The 18,414-nt window shown below is 63.9% G+C and carries 20 protein-coding genes; 12 read left to right on the top strand and 8 right to left on the bottom strand.

Annotated elements, in window-relative coordinates; genetic code table 11:
* The first annotated feature begins 4 nt into the window (after nucleotides 1-4).
* The 7 genes from H0A72_RS15715 (at nucleotide 5) to H0A72_RS15685 (ending at nucleotide 6,874) form a co-directional block, all read left to right on the top strand.
* Nucleotides 5-1,306: an amidase gene (locus H0A72_RS15715; protein ID WP_180157025.1), complete on the top strand. Its 1,302-nt coding sequence runs from the start codon at nucleotides 5-7 to the stop codon at nucleotides 1,304-1,306.
* A 103-nt stretch (nucleotides 1,307-1,409) separates the two neighbouring features.
* Nucleotides 1,410-1,946, top strand: coding sequence for a ferritin-like domain-containing protein (locus H0A72_RS15710; protein ID WP_180157024.1), 537 nt, complete (start codon nucleotides 1,410-1,412; stop codon nucleotides 1,944-1,946).
* Nucleotides 1,947-1,994: 48 nt separating this feature from the next.
* Nucleotides 1,995-3,017: a D-2-hydroxyacid dehydrogenase gene (locus H0A72_RS15705; RefSeq protein ID WP_180157022.1), complete on the top strand. Its 1,023-nt coding sequence runs from the start codon at nucleotides 1,995-1,997 to the stop codon at nucleotides 3,015-3,017.
* Nucleotides 3,018-3,086: 69 nt separating this feature from the next.
* The gene (locus tag H0A72_RS15700) at nucleotides 3,087-4,580 is read left to right on the top strand and encodes an amidase (RefSeq protein WP_180157020.1); all 1,494 of its coding nucleotides are present in this window, start codon (nucleotides 3,087-3,089) and stop codon (nucleotides 4,578-4,580) included.
* 118 nt (nucleotides 4,581-4,698) lie between these two features.
* On the top strand, nucleotides 4,699-5,463 hold the full coding sequence (locus H0A72_RS15695; RefSeq protein WP_180157018.1) for a 2OG-Fe(II) oxygenase: 765 nt from the start codon (nucleotides 4,699-4,701) through the stop codon (nucleotides 5,461-5,463).
* A gap of 16 nt (nucleotides 5,464-5,479) precedes the next feature.
* Nucleotides 5,480-6,127 (top strand): DNA oxidative demethylase AlkB, encoded by a 648-nt coding sequence (alkB, locus tag H0A72_RS15690; RefSeq protein ID WP_180157229.1) that lies wholly within the window; start codon nucleotides 5,480-5,482, stop codon nucleotides 6,125-6,127.
* A gap of 42 nt (nucleotides 6,128-6,169) precedes the next feature.
* Nucleotides 6,170-6,874, top strand: a complete 705-nt coding sequence (locus H0A72_RS15685) for a 2OG-Fe(II) oxygenase (protein WP_343060196.1) — start codon at nucleotides 6,170-6,172, stop codon at nucleotides 6,872-6,874.
* 27 nt (nucleotides 6,875-6,901) lie between these two features.
* Here H0A72_RS15685 and H0A72_RS15680 read toward each other — a convergent pair whose 3' ends face one another.
* Genes H0A72_RS15680 through H0A72_RS15670 form a run of 3 tightly spaced genes read right to left on the bottom strand, consistent with a single transcriptional unit; the run spans nucleotide 6,902 to nucleotide 10,894 of the window.
* Entirely contained in the window at nucleotides 6,902-8,332 is a 1,431-nt protein-coding gene (locus H0A72_RS15680; protein WP_180157016.1) for an amidase, read from the bottom strand.
* Entirely contained in the window at nucleotides 8,325-9,209 is an 885-nt protein-coding gene (locus H0A72_RS15675) for an amidohydrolase family protein (RefSeq protein ID WP_180157014.1), read from the bottom strand. The genes H0A72_RS15680 and H0A72_RS15675 overlap by 8 nt, the downstream gene beginning before the upstream one ends.
* Nucleotides 9,206-10,894 carry an AMP-binding protein gene (locus H0A72_RS15670; RefSeq protein ID WP_180157012.1) on the bottom strand — a complete coding sequence of 563 codons (1,689 nt, stop codon included), beginning with the start codon at nucleotides 10,892-10,894 and terminating at the stop codon, nucleotides 9,206-9,208. Before H0A72_RS15670 ends, H0A72_RS15675 begins: the two co-directional genes overlap by 4 nt.
* Before the next feature lie 46 nt (nucleotides 10,895-10,940).
* On the opposite strand from H0A72_RS15670, the gene H0A72_RS15665 reads away from it, so the two are divergent.
* Entirely contained in the window at nucleotides 10,941-11,852 is a 912-nt protein-coding gene (locus tag H0A72_RS15665) for a LysR substrate-binding domain-containing protein (RefSeq protein WP_180157010.1), read from the top strand.
* A gap of 10 nt (nucleotides 11,853-11,862) precedes the next feature.
* Here the strand turns inward: H0A72_RS15665 and H0A72_RS15660 are convergent, their stop codons facing one another.
* Entirely contained in the window at nucleotides 11,863-12,843 is a 981-nt protein-coding gene (locus H0A72_RS15660) for a Bug family tripartite tricarboxylate transporter substrate binding protein (RefSeq protein ID WP_180157008.1), read from the bottom strand.
* A 303-nt stretch (nucleotides 12,844-13,146) separates the two neighbouring features.
* Between H0A72_RS15660 and H0A72_RS15655 the strand changes: the two genes are divergently transcribed.
* Genes H0A72_RS15655 through H0A72_RS15645 form a run of 3 tightly spaced genes read left to right on the top strand, consistent with a single transcriptional unit; the run spans nucleotide 13,147 to nucleotide 14,333 of the window.
* On the top strand, nucleotides 13,147-13,359 hold the full coding sequence (locus tag H0A72_RS15655) for a hypothetical protein (protein WP_180157006.1): 213 nt from the start codon (nucleotides 13,147-13,149) through the stop codon (nucleotides 13,357-13,359).
* Between the two features lie 11 nt (nucleotides 13,360-13,370).
* Nucleotides 13,371-13,862, top strand: coding sequence for a GFA family protein (locus tag H0A72_RS15650; protein WP_180157004.1), 492 nt, complete (start codon nucleotides 13,371-13,373; stop codon nucleotides 13,860-13,862).
* On the top strand, nucleotides 13,863-14,333 hold the full coding sequence (locus H0A72_RS15645; protein WP_180157002.1) for a carboxypeptidase-like regulatory domain-containing protein: 471 nt from the start codon (nucleotides 13,863-13,865) through the stop codon (nucleotides 14,331-14,333).
* A gap of 48 nt (nucleotides 14,334-14,381) precedes the next feature.
* Here H0A72_RS15645 and H0A72_RS15640 read toward each other — a convergent pair whose 3' ends face one another.
* Nucleotides 14,382-14,807 (bottom strand): PAS domain S-box protein, encoded by a 426-nt coding sequence (locus H0A72_RS15640; RefSeq protein ID WP_180157000.1) that lies wholly within the window; start codon nucleotides 14,805-14,807, stop codon nucleotides 14,382-14,384.
* Nucleotides 14,808-15,041: 234 nt separating this feature from the next.
* Between H0A72_RS15640 and H0A72_RS15635 the strand changes: the two genes are divergently transcribed.
* A complete protein-coding gene (locus H0A72_RS15635) occupies nucleotides 15,042-16,160 on the top strand; it encodes a muconate/chloromuconate family cycloisomerase (RefSeq protein ID WP_180156998.1) in 1,119 nt (372 codons plus the stop codon).
* A 14-nt stretch (nucleotides 16,161-16,174) separates the two neighbouring features.
* Here the strand turns inward: H0A72_RS15635 and pcaD are convergent, their stop codons facing one another.
* Genes pcaD through H0A72_RS15620 form a run of 3 tightly spaced genes read right to left on the bottom strand, consistent with a single transcriptional unit; the run spans nucleotide 16,175 to nucleotide 18,296 of the window.
* Nucleotides 16,175-16,966, bottom strand: a complete 792-nt coding sequence (gene pcaD, locus H0A72_RS15630; protein WP_180156996.1) for a 3-oxoadipate enol-lactonase — start codon at nucleotides 16,964-16,966, stop codon at nucleotides 16,175-16,177.
* Between the two features lie 39 nt (nucleotides 16,967-17,005).
* Nucleotides 17,006-17,281 carry a muconolactone Delta-isomerase gene (gene catC, locus H0A72_RS15625; protein ID WP_180156993.1) on the bottom strand — a complete coding sequence of 92 codons (276 nt, stop codon included), beginning with the start codon at nucleotides 17,279-17,281 and terminating at the stop codon, nucleotides 17,006-17,008.
* Nucleotides 17,282-17,309: 28 nt separating this feature from the next.
* Entirely contained in the window at nucleotides 17,310-18,296 is a 987-nt protein-coding gene (locus H0A72_RS15620; RefSeq protein ID WP_343060198.1) for a Bug family tripartite tricarboxylate transporter substrate binding protein, read from the bottom strand.
* Between the last annotated feature and the right edge of the window lie 118 nt (nucleotides 18,297-18,414).

The following is an 18,414-nucleotide window of genomic DNA, read 5'->3' as shown; positions in this document are numbered from 1 at the left end:
CGCAATGCACGCAGACAGCCCCCTCCCATCGATTGCCCGGGCCCTTGAACAAATCGAGACGGGCGAACTCCGCGCACGCGACCTGGCCGAGCGCTGCCTCGAGCGCATCGCGGTCCGCGACACCGAGGTCCAGGCTTTCATCGCGCACGATGCCGGCCGGGTACGGGCCCAGGCCGACGCGATAGACGCGGGCGAGCGCCGCGGTTTGCTGCGCGGGATTCCTTATGCGGTCAAAGACGTCATCGAAACCGCCGCGTATCCCACCGGCTACGGCTCGGCTCTCTACACGGGCAATCGCACGGCGCGGGACGCCGCCTGCGTCGCCTTGTCCCAGGAGCAGGGGGCCGTCCTGCTGGGCAAGGTGGCCACCAGCGAGTTCGCCACGCAGACACCCGGCCCCACCCGCAACCCGCTGAACCTTGCGCACACGCCGGGCGGGTCGTCCAGTGGCTCGGCCGCCGCGGTGGCCGACGGCATGGCCATGGTCGCCTGGGGCACGCAGACGACGGGGTCCATCACGCGGCCCGCCGTCTACTGCGGCGTGGTCGGCTACAAGCCCAGCTTCGGCTTGGTATCCACCGCCGGTGTCGGTGTGCTGAGCCCGTCGCAGGATACGGTGGGAGCCCTGGCCCGCAGCGTGGCCGATGCCGCGGCACTCGTGCTCGGCATCCATGGCCGGCGTTACGAATCGGCCCCGAACGATGCCCGTTACACGGTGGGAGTGTGCCTGTCCTCGCAATGGCGGCACGCCGGCGGGCAGGCGATCGATGCGTTGCGCAGCTGGACCGCGAAGCTGGCGGCCGCGGGGATGAGGGTAAAGGAGTTCGCGCTGCCTCCCGCGTATGAGGCCCTGATCGCGGACCAAAGCCGGCTGGTCGCCTATGACGCGCGCCAGGCTCTCGCCTACGAACGCCTCACGGCAAACGCAGGGATCAGCCCGCGGCTTCGCGAGCGTTTGGCGGCCGGCGGCGTGATCGGCCTGGACGAGTATCTGGCCATGCAGCAGCGCGCCTCGGCCTTGCGGTGTCTTGTGGACGGACTTTTCGATGGTGTCGACGCGCTCGTCTACCCCGCGGCGGAAGATGAAGCGGAAGAGGGCATTCTTCAATCCGGATCGCCGCGCTTCGGCGCCTTGTGGACCTTGCTGCACGTGCCTACCGTAGCGCTGCCCTTGGACGTCGGCCGCCGCGGCTTGCCGCTGGGGGCGCAGCTAGTGGGCCGCCCAAATCGAGACCTGGCCTTGCTGCAATTGGCCGAGCATGCGTCGGCATTCAGCCCTTGGCTCATGGGGTCGGCGGCGGCGTGATTCGCTTGCTTGCGTACTGAAGCGTGCTCTTACGTTTTGTAAAGAACCGCCGGGCTGATGGCGCTACCCTTTAAGAGGTCTACCAAATCTTAGGAGCACAGACATGTCAAATCAAGCCACCGAGACCCTGAGCCTCAATGAAGAAGCCATTGCCAAGGCTCGCTCCTGTCTCAGCGAAGGCGCGGTAACGCCCAGCATACAGCCCTATGCCGAGCAGATCTGTAAACTGCTCAATGACGCGCTCGCGACCGAGTGGGTATGCGTGCTGCGCTATCGCCGGCATTATTTCACGGCTCAAGGGCTGGAGTCGCCCGCCATTGCCGGCGAGTTCCTCGTGCATGCCACGCAGGAACAGCAGCACGCCGACAAGCTCTCGGAGCGCATCGTGCAGCTGGGCGGCGAGCCCAAGCTGGACCCCGCGAGCTTCTCCGCGCGCAGCCATGCCGACTACGACGAATCGACCGATCTGAATGACATGATCCGCGCCAATCTGGTGGCCGAGCGGGTGATCATCGAGGTCTATCGCCAAATGATCGCCATCATCGGCGACAAGGATCCCACCACGACGCAGATGCTCAAGAGCATCCTGGCCGACGAGGAGGAACACGCCGACGAGTTGTCGGACTGGCTTGCACAGTAGTTGAATCCTGCCTATATACTTTCAAGCTTCGTCTCTGGAGCAAAAGCGATGCATATCCTGTTGACACGGGAATTCGCAAGGGAATATGGGCAGCGCGCGCTCTCCATCGCGCCCGCAAACAGTCAACTGATCTATCTCGACCCAACGCAAGAAGCGCTTCCCGCGGAGTTGGGCGAGGCGGACATTGCCTACCTGTCATTGGACCTGATGGGCGGGCAGGACGCCGCCGGAGCCCATCCCCGGCTTAGAGTGTTTTCAAGAGCCATTGAGCATGCGCCTCGGCTGCGCTGGCTTCATACCCAGGCGGCCGGCGCGGATCGGCCCGTGCTGCAGAATGCGCTGCGCAGGGGCGTGACCATCACGACGTCTTCCGGCGTTACCTCCGAGACCGTGGCGCATACAGCGATTGCCGGCATGCTTGCATTGGCGCGTGGAGTGCCCGACTGGGTTTCCGCTCAATCCCGAAAGACATGGCGCACACCGCCGCGCGCTCAATGGCCTCGTGATATCAATGGCGGCAAGGCATTGGTCGTTGGCACGGGGCCGATTGGCCAAGCGATCGCTCGCATCCTGAGGGCCATGGCGATGCACGTAACAGGCGTGCGGCGAAGCCGGGACCTGTTACCCGGGTTTGATCGTATGCTCGACTTCGATCAGAGCGGGTCGGCGCTGCCTGGCGTGGATTGGATTTTTCTTGCCTGCCCCTTGACCGAGCGGACTTTTGGGCTGGTCGATCGCGACTTCTTGGCGAAACTCGCCCCGCACGCTTGCCTCATCAATGTAGCCCGTGGCGAAGTGGTCGTGGATGACGCGGTGCAGTCCGCTTTACGATCGGGAAGCCTTGGGGGATATTACAGCGATGTATTCAAAGACGAGCCATTGGCTGCGACATCAGGCTGGTGGGACACCCCGAGAACACTGATTTCCCCGCATCTTGCAGCCTTGTCCAGGGGTTATGGCGCCCGGGCGGCGAATGCTTTTTTTGAGAATCTTGAGCGCTATGTGCAAGGCGAGCCTTTGCGCAACGTTGTGGCCGCCCCTCCAGCGCCGGGATCCGAAAAGCCTTTGTGAGTATTCGCCCCGTATCGGAAAGATTTTTGTTATACAAGAGCCTTGTCCAATCCTCCGGTGGTGATCGACATGGCTGATACTTCGAATTTTGCGCCCGAACCTCGACAGCTCGGGCCCGGCTACGCATCCATCGTCGAACTCGACGCCGTTTCCCTGTCCCGCGCCATCGCCGGCCGGGCGCTGTCTTGCGTAGAGGTCCTGCAAGCCTATCTGGATCAGATCGATCGCCTCAATCCGCTGGTCAACGCCATTGTCGCGCCGGTCGATGCCGATGCGCTGATGAAGCAGGCTCAAGGCCTGGACGCCGAACTGGCGCGCGGGCACTGGCGGGGCCCGCTGCATGGCCTGCCGCAGGCGCCGAAGGACATCCTGCCGGTCGCGGGCATGGTCACCACCCGCGGCTCGCCGATCTTCGCCGGGCAGGTCGCTGTAACCGATGCGATCATTTTCGAACGCGCGCGCGCGGGCGGCGCGATTTTTATCGGCCGCAGCAATTCCCCTGAATTCGGGCTGGGCGGGCATACCTACAATCCTGTATACGGCACGACGCGCAACGCCTTCAATACCTCTTTTTCGGCGGGAGGCAGCAGCGGCGGCGCGGCGGTCGCCGTCGCGCTGCGCATGCTGCCCGTGGCCGACGGCTCCGACATGATGGGGTCGCTGCGCACGCCGGCCGCCTTCAACAATGTCTATGGTTTTCGAACCACATTCGGCTGCGTGCCTTACGGCCCTGCGGACGAGGTCTTCTTTCAGCAATTCAGCGTGGCCGGCCCCATGGCGCGAAATGTCCCCGATTTGGCGATGCTGCTGGAAGTCCAGGCCGGTTTCGATGTCCGTACGCCGCTTACGCGCCGCGGGGCGGGGCGGAATCAGGCGTATCAAATTCCGTCGCGCGACTGGCGCGGCGTGCGTATCGGCTGGCTGGGCGATTTCGGCGGCCGCCTGCCGACGGAGCCCGGCCTGCTCGAAACCTGCGCGCGAGCGCTGGCGCATTTCGAGGCGGTGGGCTGCAGCGTGGAACCCCTGACGCTGGATTTCGACCTCGAGCGCCTATGGCAGGCCTGGATCGATTTGCGCAGCTTCTTCGTAAGCGGTGCGAACGCCGCCCTGTACGCCGATCCGAAGACTCGGTCACAGCTCAAGCCCGAAGCCGTCTGGGAAATCGAGCGTGGCCTGCGGCTGAGCGCTCCTCAGGTCTACGATGCATTGAAGGTGCGCAGCGCCTGGTACCAGCATCTATGCGCCCTGTTCGAAAAAGTCGACTTCCTTGTGTTGCCGGCCACTCAGGTGTTTCCCTTCGAGGCCGAGTTGGACTGGCCTCATTCCATAGGCGGGCGTGACATGGCGACCTATCACCGCTGGATGGAGGTCACCATTCCCGCAACCATGGCGGGGCTGCCGGCGCTGGCGGCCCCGGCAGGCCTGGGCCCGCAAGGGCTGCCGGCGGGTATCCAGATCATCGGGCCCGCACAGGCGGAGGCCGCCGTGTTGCAGGTCGGAGACGCTTACGACAAGGCAAGCGGCTATTCCCGTCTGCGCAGCCCGCTGCTCACGCCGGCTTGAGGGGGAAATCGGCGGCCTAGCCTGCATTCTGAAGATTCAACCGCAAGGAACGGGAATCTCAACGGCCGCCGGAGCCCCTACACTGGCATTGTCTTCAGAAAACGCCGGCTGATGCGCTATGAGCCCTTCCCTCATCGACTGCAAGTACGAATCCCGCACGCCTGGAGGCGGGGTCCGTACGGCGCCTTCGCAACTGGATTCCTTTGACTGGTGCGCCATCGAGCAATCGCTCGATGACAGCGGCAATGCGGTATTGCCGCGCCTGTTGTCGGTGCGGCAATGCAAGGAACTCTCCGCTCTCTATCCCAGGGACGAAGGCTATCGTTCCCGCATCGTGATGGCTCGCCATGGCTTTGGCCGCGGCGAATACAAGTATTTCGCCTACCCATTGCCGCCGCTGCTCGATCAATTGCGCCATGCGCTGTATTGGCGGCTGGCGCCGATCGCCAATCGCTGGAACCGGCAGTTGGGTGTCGGTGTCAGCTATCCGGACGAGCTCGACGCCTTCCTGGAGCGATGCCGCGAAGCCGGCCAGGTACGTCCAACGCCTCTCATTCTTCAGTATGGTCCAGGCGACTACAACTGCCTGCATCAAGACCTGTATGGAGAGCACGTCTTCCCCTTGCAGGTCGCTATTCTGCTCTCCGAGCCCGGCAAGGACTTCACCGGGGGCGAATTCGTGATGACGGAGAGCACGGCGCGAAACCAGCGGGCTGACGTCGTGGCGCTGCGGCAGGGCGATGCGGTGGTGTTCACCGTCAACCAGCGGCCCGCCGCGGGAAAGCGGGGCGGCATGCGCAAGGCCGCGATGCGCCATGGCGTCAGCCGCCTGCGCAGCGGCAAGCGGCACACCGTGGGGTTGATTTTCCATGACGCTCGATGAGGAGCGCCCAAAAACCATGAATCTCGATCTTTTTCACGATGCCCGCTCAGGTCGATGCGAACGTATCGGGCCGTCGGCCTTTGTCCTGCGAGGATTCGCTTTGCCATGGGTGGATGAGTTGTTGCCGGCCATCTCCGGCATTGAGGCAGCCGCGCCGTTTCGCAACATGGTGACGCCGGGCGGCTTCACCATGTCCGTCGCCTTGACCAATTGCGGCGCTCTGGGCTGGACGACGGATCGGCGGGGCTACCGTTATACGGATACCGATCCCGCCACCCGGAGGCCATGGCCGGCCATGCCCGTCCCGTTTGCCCGGCTGGCGCACGAGGCCGCCGCAGCGGCGGGCTTCGCTGGCTTCGAACCGGACGCTTGTCTGATCAATCGCTACCTGCCCGGCGCACGAATGTCTTTGCACCAGGATAAGGACGAACGCGATTTTTCCGCCCCGATCGTATCGGTATCGCTCGGCATGCCGGCCACTTTTTTGTTTGGAGGCCACAAACGGGCCGATAAAGCGGCGAAAGTGCAGCTTTATCATGGTGATGTCGTGGTATGGGGAGGCGAGGATCGTCTGAGGTATCACGGTGTGATGCCGCTCAAGCATGTTCCCCACCCTTTGCTCGGCAGCACCCGCATCAACTTCACCTTTCGCAAGGCGGGTTAGGGCCCGCGCCGCCCGTCTTTTAGCGTCAACAGGAGCTGGATCGTGACCTTGCCCATGCAATCGGCCGACCGCCTGGATTGGCCGGACATCGCCGGCCGGCTCGACATCGAAGGCTACGCCTTGCTGCCGGGGCTGCTGTCCCGCGAACGAGCGCAAGAACTGACCGCCCGGCTGGGCATGGGCGGCCTGCGCCGCGAGCCGCTGGCCGCAGGCGACCTGGGGCGCGGCGATCTGTTCTATTTCGAGGATTCGCTGCCGGTACCGCTACAGGCTTGGCGCAGGGATTTCTATCGCCATCTGGCGCCCATCGCGAATCGCTGGAACGAAATGCTGGATGTCCCGTACCGCTATCCGGCTGAGCTCGACGAGTTCCTTCAGCACTGCCGCGAGGCCGGTCAGGCCAGAACGCTCTCTCACCTGAACCGGCTGGGCATGGCGGATTATCTGGCCTTGCATCAACGCGGGGAAGGCGGGCACGTCTTCCCGCTGCAGGTGGTGGCCCTGCTGACCGAGGCGGGTTCGGATTTCGAGGGAGGCGAGTTCGTCATGACGGAGCAGCGCCCGCGCATGCAGTCGCGTCCGATGGTGCTGCCGCTGCGACAGGGGGATGCCGCCATCATCAGCACCGCGCAACGTCCTGTCCGGGGCGGCAAAGGCTATTACCGCGTCAACCTGAAGCACGCCATCAGCCGCGTGCGCCAGGGTGTGCGTGTGGGGCTGGAATTGTTTTTCCACGACGGGCCGTGAGGGTGCGGGACATGGGTGCCGGCCGGTTCAGCCGCGCTGCGACGCGAGGTCGGGCCAGCGGTCGGTCCATCCAAGCAATTCCTGCAGCTCCGCCGCAAGCCTCAGCAGCATGCGCTCCCGATGCCATGGCCCGATGATCTGCATGCCGATGGGCAGGCCTTCGTGGCTGAACCCGCAAGGCAAGGAAATCGCCGGGTGGCCGGCGCCGTTGATGGGTACGGTGTAGTTGTACCAGGCCTGCCGCAATGTGCCGGCCTCCTTGCCGTTTATGATTACCGGTTCGTTTGCATGATGCGTGGCGAACAAGGCGGGCGTGGCGGATGTCGGCGAAATGATGACGTCAGCCGTTTGAAAAATGCGGTGAAGATCCTTGTACAGGGCGCTTCGCGCCAGCAAGGCGTCCTGCAGTTCGATAACGTCCTGTGACAGCCCTTCTTCTATGCACTGCGCCATGGAGGGATCGAGAAGGTGCTTGATGCCGGGGTAGGAGTCCCTGAAGCGGGCGGCCTGCTGGGCGCGCAGCATGATGCGCCACGCATCATGGCGCCAGTTTATATCACCGTCTTCAAGAACGATGCTGCCCTGGGTTTCCATGAGGGCAAGGGCCCGTTCCACCGCTTGCAGCACTTCGGCATCGACGTGCACGTTGCCCATTCTCGGGAAGTAGCGCACGCGGAGGTTTTTCAGCACGGGCCGCGAGCCGGCTTCCGTGTCCGGTTTGTTTTCCGCGCCGAGGGAAAACGGGTCGCCGTCATACGGGCCGGACAGCACGTCGAACAGCAGCGAGGCGTCCTCCGTGGTCCGCGCGATGACGCCCAGGACCTGCATCGCAAAAAGATCGGCGCCGCCGTCGTTCGGTATGGCGCCCATGGTCGGCTTGAGGCCGACCACATGGCAGTTTGCGGCGGGTATGCGGCTGGATCCCGCGCCGTCGGTGCTTACATTCAAGGGGCAGTACCCCATGGCCGCCGCCACCGCGGCGCCGCCGCTCGAGCCCCCCGGGCTGCGCTCCAGCGACCATGGGTTGCGTGTGATCCCATGCAGCGGGCTGTCGGTCAACACCTTGTGAGCGAATTCCGGCGTGGTGGTTTTGCCGACAATGATCGCTCCCGCCCGGCGTACGCGTGCCACGACCTCCGGTTCGGTTTCGGGGATATGGTCGGCGTACAGGCGCGATCCGTACGTCGTGCGCATGCCTTGCGTAGGTATTACATCCTTGATCGTGATGGGCAGCCCATGCAGGGGCCCCAGCGCCCTGCCCGCGCGGATGGCTTCATCGGCGTCCCGCGCGGCAATCAGCGCTTGCCCGGGCTCGACCACGGAAAAGGCGTTGGTGTGGCCATCGAGCGCGGCAATGCGATCGAGAAATGTGCGCATGACTTCCTGGCAGCTCAGTTCGCGCCTGGAAACGGCTGCGGCGATTTTGGTGGCGGAGCTTTGCCAAATTTCTTCATTCATGGTCGACGGCTCTCTGGGCAGGCAGATTCAGAAAATTCGCGGCATTCTCATGAAGCCATTTGCGCTTCACGGGCTCGCCGAGCCCGAGCGCTTCAATTTCGCGCAGCGCCGAGTCGACGGGCTGCATGGGCCAGGCGGATCCCCAGATAATACGATCCTGGAGCACGGTCCTGCCATACTGCAGCAGGGGGCCGAAGCCGGAATGCTCGACGGTCAAGTACTTCGGCCGCACCGCGGTGATGCCGATGAATACGTTCTCGTGCCGCCAGGCGACGCCGATCAGGTCTAGGACCCAGGGCCAGCCCGGCGGCGCCGCGCAGACTCTCAGCTCCGGGAAATGCATCATGACCTGGTCCAGGTGGCGCGGGTGGCCGCAGTCCATGGCGGCGGACGTGGAGAAACTTGTCGAGCAATGCAGATTGAGCGGAATCCCCAGTTCTATGCACTTGGCGTACAGAGGGTACATCTTGGGGTCGCTGATCGGGATCTGGTGCTCATAAGGATGCAGATTCAGGCCGTGCAGGCCGAGCTCCTTGACGGCATGCTCCAGCTCGCGAATGGCGCGCATCCCTTTGTTCGGGTCGACGCCCGCCAAGCCGATGAAACGCGGGGAATGCCGGCGGCAGAATTCGGCGACCGCTTCGTTCGTGACACGGTAGCCATGGGTCGTTTCCGCATCGCGGGCCTTGATCACGACCCGGGAGACGCCAAGGCTGTCATACGTGCCCAGGTAGTCGGCCAGAGACGCTTCGCCCACGCCCTTGTCCCGTCCCGCGGACCGATAGCTCTTGGCGTAGACGCGGTCGTAGCCGTCCAGGTGCGAGCCGCCGACCTGGTGGTCTGGCAGGGGCGGCTTGCTTGTGTAATCGATGATCATGCTTCCTCCGGTTTGTTGCATTCTTCTTGATGCCAGCGGCCTTCCACGTTGTCCCAGCTGCCGGATCGCAGGTCAGGCTGAGCATGCAGCAAAGGCCGCTTGGTGATTTTTCCGCTGGCCGTTCTTGGGAACGGCTCTCGTCGGTAAGTGATGTATCGCGGTATCTTGAATGGAGCGAGATTCCGCTTGCAGTGCTCGATGATGCTCGACGGCGGGACGTCCTCGGCGCGATATCCCGCTGCGAGAACCACGTAGACTTTTACTTCCTCGCCCCGATGGGCGTCCGGCACGGCCAGCGCGGCGACTTCCTCCACGCCAGGCATCGAAGAAATCACCGCTTCCACTTCCGCGGCGGCGATGTTCTCTCCGGAACGCTTGATGACGTCCTTGATCCGGCCGATGATGTAGAAGTAGCCGTCCGCGTCGCGGCGCGCGAGGTCCCCCGTGCGGAACCAGTCTCCATGGAATGCCTGTGCCGTTGCTTCAGGCTTGCGATAGTATCCTTGGAACAACCCCGCGCCGCGGACCAGCAGTTCTCCCGGCGTGCCGACCGGCACCGGGTTGCCGCGGTCATCCGCGATGCGGCATTCGCGGAACGGCGCCGGCAGGCCGCAGGAGCCCGAGCCCACCATCCCATCCGCTTCCAGCGGCATGACCAGCCCGACGCCGATCTCCGTCATGCCGAACGCCGGCCGTATGGGGCTGCGGTATCGCCGCTCCATGGCGGCGTGCTCGTCGGGGCGGTGCGGATAGATGTTCATGCGCTTCAGGGCGTTGCGCGCGTCTTCCGGCCTCGCGGGAGCCCGGTGGTAATAGGCCTCCCGGAAGAGACAATAGTTGATGCCGTAGGTCCTGACGATATCGCTGAACCGGGAAGCGCTGATCTGCGGGCTCACGTACAGGGTTGCGCGATGGAAGAACGCCATCAGCAGCAGCCATTGGGGCGTCATGTAGAAGAATGGATTGTCTGCGAGAATGTTCCGGTAGGCCAGGCCGTCCACTTCCGCGTAGACCTTGGCGCATGTCAGCCAGTAGCGTTGCGTGAGCAGGCAGCCCTTCGGGAAACCGGTGGTGCCGGACGTGTACTGGATGTTCAGCAGGGTATCCAATCCGGGCTCGCGCGCGATGTCCGGAACGCTTCGCGGGCCATGCAGCAGGGCGTCCCAGGACAGATGGTTCTGGACGTCGCCTCCGGTCACCAGGATGCGCTCGTTCAGCTCCGGTATCGCATCGGGCATGCTGCGGTAGGCCGAAAGGCCGCTCAGGTCCGTGATGAGGTAGCGCGCCTCGCTGTCTTCCAATACATAGTGCAGCTCGCGCCCGGTATAGCGCGTATTGATCGGGATCATCACGGCGCCCAAGCGCGCCAGGGCGAGCCAGGCGAGCGGCATCGCGGAGATATTGGGCAGCATGACGGCCACATGCGTGCTTGCGCCGACGCCCAGATCCTGCAGGCCCGCCGCGACGCGGTTCACGGATGCGGCCAGCTCCGCATAGCCGATGCTGTCGTCGCTGGCGAAGAAGCACCAGGCGCGTGCATCGGGCGCGTCCCGGGCCGCGCCTTCCAGGAGGGCCCAGATGTTGGAGGGCAAGGGGCGCGCTTCAATGCTGCGCGCTCGTTCCCGCATGGCTTTCGGAATGCCATCCGTTCCTGTCGAGGCCTCGGATGCGATACCTTCAGGCATAATTCTTACTCCAGAATCAAATTGAGAATGGTCTTTCGGCGGTCCAATGAACTCGCAAACGATTACGCCCCGACAGATTGAAGCGTTCAAGGCCATCATGGACACGGGCCTGGTGACCGCGGCGGCCGAGCGCATGCACGTCTCGCAGCCCGCCGTGAGCAAGCTGCTTGCAAGCCTTGAACATGCCATGGGCCTGACACTGTTCGTCCGGGTGAAAAAGCGCTTGCAGCCGACGGCCGAAGCAACCTTGCTGTACCGCGAGGTCGATAAGGTTTTCGTGGGCCTTCAGCAGGTGGCCGGATTGGCGCGCGAGATCAAGGGATTGCGTTCCGGAGAGATGAGCATCGCGTCGCTCTCGACGCTCGGCCATGAGCACGTTCCCCGTCTGGTCGCGCAATTCTTCAAGGCCAAGCCGGACGTCAATATCGATTTGTACATAACCAGCGCCGACAATGTCGTCGAGCTCGCCATCGCGCAAAAGATAGACCTGGGCATCACGAGCGTGCTGGTCGATCATCCCGCCGTCAGCACCGAGCCCCTCTGTACCGCGCATGCGGTGTGCGTCATGCCCAACGACCATCCCCTCGCGGCGAAATCCGTCCTCGCCCCGCGCGACCTTCAAGGGGAGAGGTTCATATCGTTCATGCAGGGCAGCCGCATCCGGCATGCGATAGACACCATCTTTGAACGAAGAAATATCGGGCGCAAGACCACGGCACAGGCTTTCGCCTCCCAATCCGCCTGTTCGTTGGTCGCCAACGGATTCGGCATTTCCATCGTGGATCCGTTCACCGCGCAGGAATATGCGCAGCGAGGCATGTTGGCCGTGCGGCCGTTCCGGCCCGCCGTGACCTATCATTTCCATATGCTCTTTCCCAGGTTCCGCCACCGGTCTTTGCTGACGAATGAATTCAGCCGGCAGCTTGCATTGACGATACAAGCCCCAGACTTCGGTTAGCCGTCCGCCGTTACTCTTCCATTTCAATACCGGCTTCTTGCGCCACCTTGCGCCACATCGCCAGGTCTTTGGCCAGGAATTCCCGCAGTTCTTCCGGGGTGCTTTCATCCGCCTCGAAACCCATGCGCGCAAAGCTGTCTGTCGTCTCCTCGAGGCGCACTGTTTCGATCAGGGCGGCATTGAGTTTGCGCACCACGTGATCGGGCGCGCGGGGCGGCAGCATGATCGCGTAATAGGAACTGGTGTCAAAGCCCGCATAGCCCGACTCGTGGATCGTGGGGACCTCGGGCAGCAGCGACGAACGCTCCATGGACGTGACGGCCAGCGCGCGCAGCTTTCCGCTCCGGATGTGAGGCGCGGAAGTGGCAATCTGGTCGAAGTAGACGTCCACCTGACCGCCCAGCAGATCCGTCAATGCCGGCCCGGCGCCTTTGTAGGGAACGTGCAGCATCTTTATGTCAGCGTAGGACTGGAACATCTCCCCCGTCAGATGGTTGGAGCTCCCCACGCCGACCGACGCCATGGTCAGGGTCTTGGGATCTTTTTTTGCGATGTCCACGAGGTCTTGCAGAGTCTTTGCCGGGACGCTCGGGTGGGTCACCAGGACTAGTGGAATCTTGGCCACGAGCATGACAGGCGTGAAGTCCTTCAATGGATCGTAGGGCACGTCCTTGGGGCGGACCGCGCTGGAAACCGTCAGCGGCCCCGAAGAGCCCATCAGCAGCGTATAGCCGTTGGCCGGCGCCTCCGACACATGCCTGCTTCCGATCGTGCCATTCGCGCCGCCTTTGTTGTCGACGATGACGGGCGTTCCCAGGACACGGCTCAGTCCCTTGGCCAAAATGCGTCCCATGGTGTCGGTGCCTCCCCCTGTGGGCCAGGGCACGACTAGCGTGATGGGCCGGTCGGGATAGTCGGCGAGAGCGGCCGGCGGCTGCGCGGCGAAGAGGGTCGCGGCAAGCGTCAATAAAATCAGGGTGCGGCGTTTCATAGCGTCTCCTTGTCGTTGCACTTGATCAACCGGACGTGGCGGCGGAACGCCGACGCACGACCCGTGTGTGAAGGGTCTGATGCTTGAGGAGATTATGTTTTTGCGTGATAAGTCGGTCAAATCATATTATTTATATACTTGATAACATCATGGAATGATTTCTTGGGGAATGTCTGCAGGCGCCGCCGATGCTGCCGGTCGACCGGCGCGGCGAGCATGGCGAGTCGAAGCCCCTTCATTGCATCGCAGGCATCCCATTTGCTGGCTGATCGCCTCTGACCATGCACACTTGAAGAGGCAGTTATGATCGACACGGACAAGCCGCAAGGCCGGCGGGGCGGGGCGCCAAGCCGGCCCGACGCCAAGGAGCGCCATGACGGGCGCGCAAGCGCGGGGGCGGACGACCGGCCGCGCTGGGAGGACGAGCTGCTGGGGAGTTTGCTGCAGAATCCCTCGCCCGAGGGCGACGGCAGCCGGGAGGAAAAAGGAATCGTCCCCGGGAAGAAACGGGGCTGAAGGAGGACACCATGCTACTGGAAGGATCTTGTCATTGCGGCGCCGTGCAGTTCGCGGTCCAGAGCGTCAATCCCTACCCTTACCAGCGCTGCTATTGCTCCATCTGCCGCAAGACGCAAGGCGGCGGTGGGTATTCCATCAATCTCAGCGCCGACGCGCGTACGATGAAATTGACGGGCGCGGAGCACATTTCCATTTACCATGCGCTGCTGTCACAGCCGGGCAGCGATGAGCGGCGGGAGAGCAGCGCCGAGCGCCATTTCTGCAGCCGTTGCGGCAGCGCCCTGTGGCTGTTCAGCCCTGAATGGCCCGATCTCATCCACCCCTTCGCATCGGCCATGGACACCGCCCTGCCCAGGCCGCCGGAACACACGCATGTTTTCCTGGATTCCAAGGCGTCGTGGGTCGAGATCGAGGCGCATCCTTCGGATCAGATGTTCAAGGGCTATCCGGAAGAATCGATTGCCCAATGGCATGATAGGCTAGGGCTGGATAAGCAATAAATGGAGATCACGATGACGATGGACAACCATACCAGGCGCGCCCCGGCCGTTTTGGCCGCGCTGTTGCTGGCGGGCGTCTTCATGGCGGGCGCCGCGCATGCGCAGCTGCCGCCGGCGCAGACGGCCAACGGCATCCAGTATGTGACCGGCGGCTTCGGCCAGGAGGAATCCAGCGCGTTCAAGCAGGCGCGGTCCAGTTATGCGCTGGCCCTGACCTTCGCCGTCAGCGGCGACGGCGGATCGTCGCCGTACGCGGGCGACGTGCAAGTGCACGTGCGCAACGCGCAGGGCGGCACGGTGCTGAATGCGACGTCGACCGGCCCTTATTTCCTGACGAATCTGCAGCCGGGAAGCTATCGGCTCGACGTGACTTACGAAGGCGTCACGCAATCCAGGGAAGTGGCCATAAAACAGGGCAAGGCGACGGATCTCAAGTTCACCTGGAAGCGGCCGGCCGCCGGTCCGGACTGAAGAAAGCGTTGCCGGCGCTGCCTGCCGGGCTATTCACGAGCCTCGCGGCTATTTGGCCGTCGCGGCGGTTGCCTGCGCCCGCGCCGCGCGCTCTTTTTCCACGCGTTCCGTGACATCCCGGGCCATGGCCACCGACCCGATCGCGGCGCCGGCGCCGTCCTTGACGAGGGCGAAGGTCATTTCGACATAAAGCTTGCGCCCGTCTTTGTGCGCGGCGCGCGTCAGTGTCGGCCGCCCGTGCAGCTTCGTGGCGCCGCCGGAGATGGCGGCGTGGTAGCCGGCCCAGTGCGCCCCGCGCAGGTGCGCGGGAATGATCAGGTCCAGGCTGACGCCCAGGGCCTCGGCCGCGGTGTAGCCGAACAGTTCGGCGGCGGCGCGGTTCCAGCGCACGATCCTGCCGTCGCGGTCGGCGTAGATGAGCGCATCGCAGACTTGCTCGATGATCCATTCCGCTAGCAAGGCAGGCTCGTTCATGGCGTGTTTCCGGGAGATTGATGGCAAGGCGGCGCGCACGGGGCGCGGCATGCTTTTCATTGTGCTCCCGCGCGCCGCCGACCGTCAAACCGCGGGCCCGCGCCGCGGCGGCGGGATGCCTGGAAATCCAATACCTTATGGGTATGGGTGGCGACTTAATCCATATTAGACCTGCCGCGCGCCGGTATCTATACTCGAGCGGAAATCGTCAACACCCTCATGAGCCGAATCGCAATGCAAGCCACCGTAGTCGAAGTCGCCACCCATATCCTCGATATTCCCACGATCCGCCCTCACAAGCTGTCGGTCGCCGTCATGGAGCACCAGAGCATGGTGCTGGTCCGCATCAAGACGTCCGACGGCATCGAAGGCATCGGCGAGGCGACCACGATAGGCGGCCTGAATTACGGCGCCGAAAGCCCCGAGAGCATCAAGGTGAATATCGACAACTACATCGCGCCGCTGCTGATCGGCCAGCCCGCCTACAATCCGGGCATGCTGGCCCTGCGGGTCGCCAAGGCGGTCAAGAGCAATCATTTCGCCAAGAGCGCGGTTGAAACGGCTTTGTACGACGCCCTGGGCAAGCGGCTGGGCGTTCCCGTGGCCGCGCTGCTGGGTGGGGCGGTGCGCAAAGAGCTGGAGGTGGCCTGGACGCTGGCCAGCGGCGATACGCACAAGGACATCGCGGAAGCCCAGGAAATGCTGGACACCAGGCGCCACAACATCTTCAAGCTGAAGGTCGGGCTACGGCCTTTCAAGGAAGACCTCCGGCACATCGCGGCCATCAAGAAAGCGGTGGGAGACGACGTCAGCGTGCGCATCGACGTCAACCAGGGCTGGTCCGAATGCCAGGCCTTGCGGGCGCTGCGCCCCTTGGCCGACGCGGGCGTGGATCTGGTCGAACAGCCCATACACGAGAAGAACCACGCCGGGCTGGGGCGCTTGAGCGGCTTGGGCATACTGCCCATCATGGCCGACGAGGCCTTGAAGGGCCGGGAAGACGGCTTCGCGCTGGCGGCCGCGCGCGGCGCCGACGTGTTCGCCATCAAGATCGAGCAGGCCGGCGGCTTGCGGGGCGCGCAGGACCTCATGGGCATCGCCCAGGCCGCCGACATCGCGCTGTATGGCGGCACCATGCTGGAAGGGCCGGTGTCGACGATGGCCGCGGCGCATCTGTTCTCGACCGTGGGCAGGCTGGAATGGGGCACCGAGCTTTTCGGGCCCTTGCTCATGAAGGACGATATCCTGGCGGAGCCCCTGGACTACAGCGATTTCACGCTGAAGCTGCCCCAGGGGCCGGGCCTGGGCATCGTGCTGGACGAAGACAAGGTCCGCCACTATGCGCGTGGCTGACGCTCGAAGGGGGATCAGCCCGCCGCGGGCTCCGATCCCACAAAGGACAGCAGCGCGTCGTTGAATGCGGCGGCGGCTTCGATGTTCGACAAATGGGACGCGGTCAGGTCCACGCGCCTTGCGCCCGGGATGCGGCCGGCCATGAAATCGGCGTCGGCCGTCGTCGTGACGGGGTCCCGGCTGCCGGCGATGATCAGCGTGGGCGCCTTGATGTGCTGGATGTGGTCGCGCAGATCGGCGTGGGCCAGGGCTTCGCAGCAGGACGCATAGCCTTCCGGGTCCGCGGCGCCCAACGCCTGCAGCAGGGGCGCGACGGCATCGGCATGGGCTTGCGCGTAGTCCGGCGTGAACCAGCGCGATGCCGCGCCTTCGGCGACCGGCCGCATGCCCTGGGCGCGTACCGTGGCGGCGCGATCCAGCCAGGCTTGCTCGGTGCCGATACGGGCCGCGGTGTTCGCCAGCGCCAGGTGAGTGAAGCGTTCAGGCGCATGGATGCCCAGCCATTGGCCGATGAGCCCGCCCATCGAAATGCCGCAGAAGGCGGCCTGGCGGATGTCCAGCCGGTCAAGCAGATTCAGGACGTCGGTGCCGAGTTGCGCCAGCGAATACGGGCCGCGCGGCTTGGCGGACCGCCCATGGCCCCGGGTATCGTACCGGAGCAGCCGGAAGCGTTCGCCCAGCGCTTCCTGGGGCGACCACATGTCAAGGGACGTTCCCAATGAATTCGAGAGCACCAGCACTGGAGCCCCCGGTTTGCCGCTAAGCGAGTAGTGGATGTCTTCTTGGTCGATGCGAATGATGCTCATTGAGTGATGGCGGGCCGCCGCGGCCCGCGCTTGCTTGAGTTAGATGGCGGATGGATGCCGGCACAAGGGCGTAACGCTGATGTCCATGTAAGGGAACAGGGGCAGGCCGCTCAGCAGCTCGTGCAATTCTTCATTGCTGCCCACGTCGAAAATGCTGACGTTCTTGTATTCGCCGACCACCCGCCAGATATGGGGCCACTTGCCGGATCGCTGCAGCGCCTGGGAATATTCCTTTTCCCTGGCCTTGATCTCGGCGGCGGTGCCGGCCGGCATGTCTTGCGGGAGATTGACGGTCATTTGAACCATGAAAAGCATAGTGTATTCCCTTTGATCGAAGCCGGCTTCAGTCCACCGAAATCCCGGTCTCTGCAATGATTTTCTTCCATTTGGCCGTTTCCTGCGCCATGTAGCTTGCCAGCTCCCGCGGCGTGCTGCCGATCTTCTCGGCGCCTATCGTCGCGAAGATCTGTTTGACGCGGTCGGTTTCCATGGCCTTGAGCATGGCGGCGTTCAGTTTCTCGATGATGGGCGCGGGCGTGCCCGCCGGCGCGAACGTGGCGAACCACGGGGTGAGCTCGTAGCCCGGCATGCCGCTTTCATCGACCGTGGGCAGGTCGGGCAGGGTGGAAGAGCGCTTTTTGGTCGTGATCGCCAAAGCTTTCAGCTTGCCGGATTCTATATAAGGCTTGGCCGAGGTGATGCTGTCGAACATGTAGTCGACCTGGCCGCCCATGAGGTCGGACACGGCGGGGCCGCTGCCCTTGTAGGGAATGTGCAGCATGTCCAGCTGGCCCGTATAGGTGAACAGCGCCCCGGCAAGGTGGATCGACGTGCCCACGCCCGCCGAGGCGTAGGTGTAGTGCCCGGGCTTCTCCTTGGCCTGGCGGATCACGTCCGCAAGCGAGTTGACGTCGCTGCGCGTCGCCTGGGTGACCAGGATGTTGGGCACCGCCGCCAGCAGCGATATCGGCTCGAAGTCCTTGATGGGATCGTAGCTCAGGTTCTTGTACAGGAACGGGTTCACGGCCATGCCGTTCGCGGCGATCATGATGGTGTAGCCGTCGGGCCTGGCCTTGGTCACATAGCTTGCGCCGATGTTGCCGCCGGCGCCCGGCTTGTTTTCCACGACGATGCTTTGCCCCAGGTCCTTGCTCATGGTTTCGCTCAGCACGCGCGCGATGGCGTCCATGGCCCCGCCGGGGGGGAACGGGACGATCCATGAGATCGAGCGTTCGGGATAGCTGTCCGCGCTGGACGCCGCGGCGTGGGGGACGGCTGCAAGGGCGATGGAAATGGCCCCGATGATGGTCGCAAGGCGGTTCTGCTTCACGATGAGCTCCTGTGGTATTCGCTTGTGGTTGCGCGGCATTCGGGGACGCTCGCATTCAGGCTGAATGCTCGATGCGCACGCCCGGCATCGCATTGGATGTGACGATTATCGGGTTGCG

It is taken from the genome of Parapusillimonas granuli (assembly GCF_013416525.1).
Lineage (GTDB): Bacteria > Pseudomonadota > Gammaproteobacteria > Burkholderiales > Burkholderiaceae_B > Parapusillimonas > Parapusillimonas granuli.
This window is presented reverse-complemented; position numbering and strand designations above follow the sequence as displayed.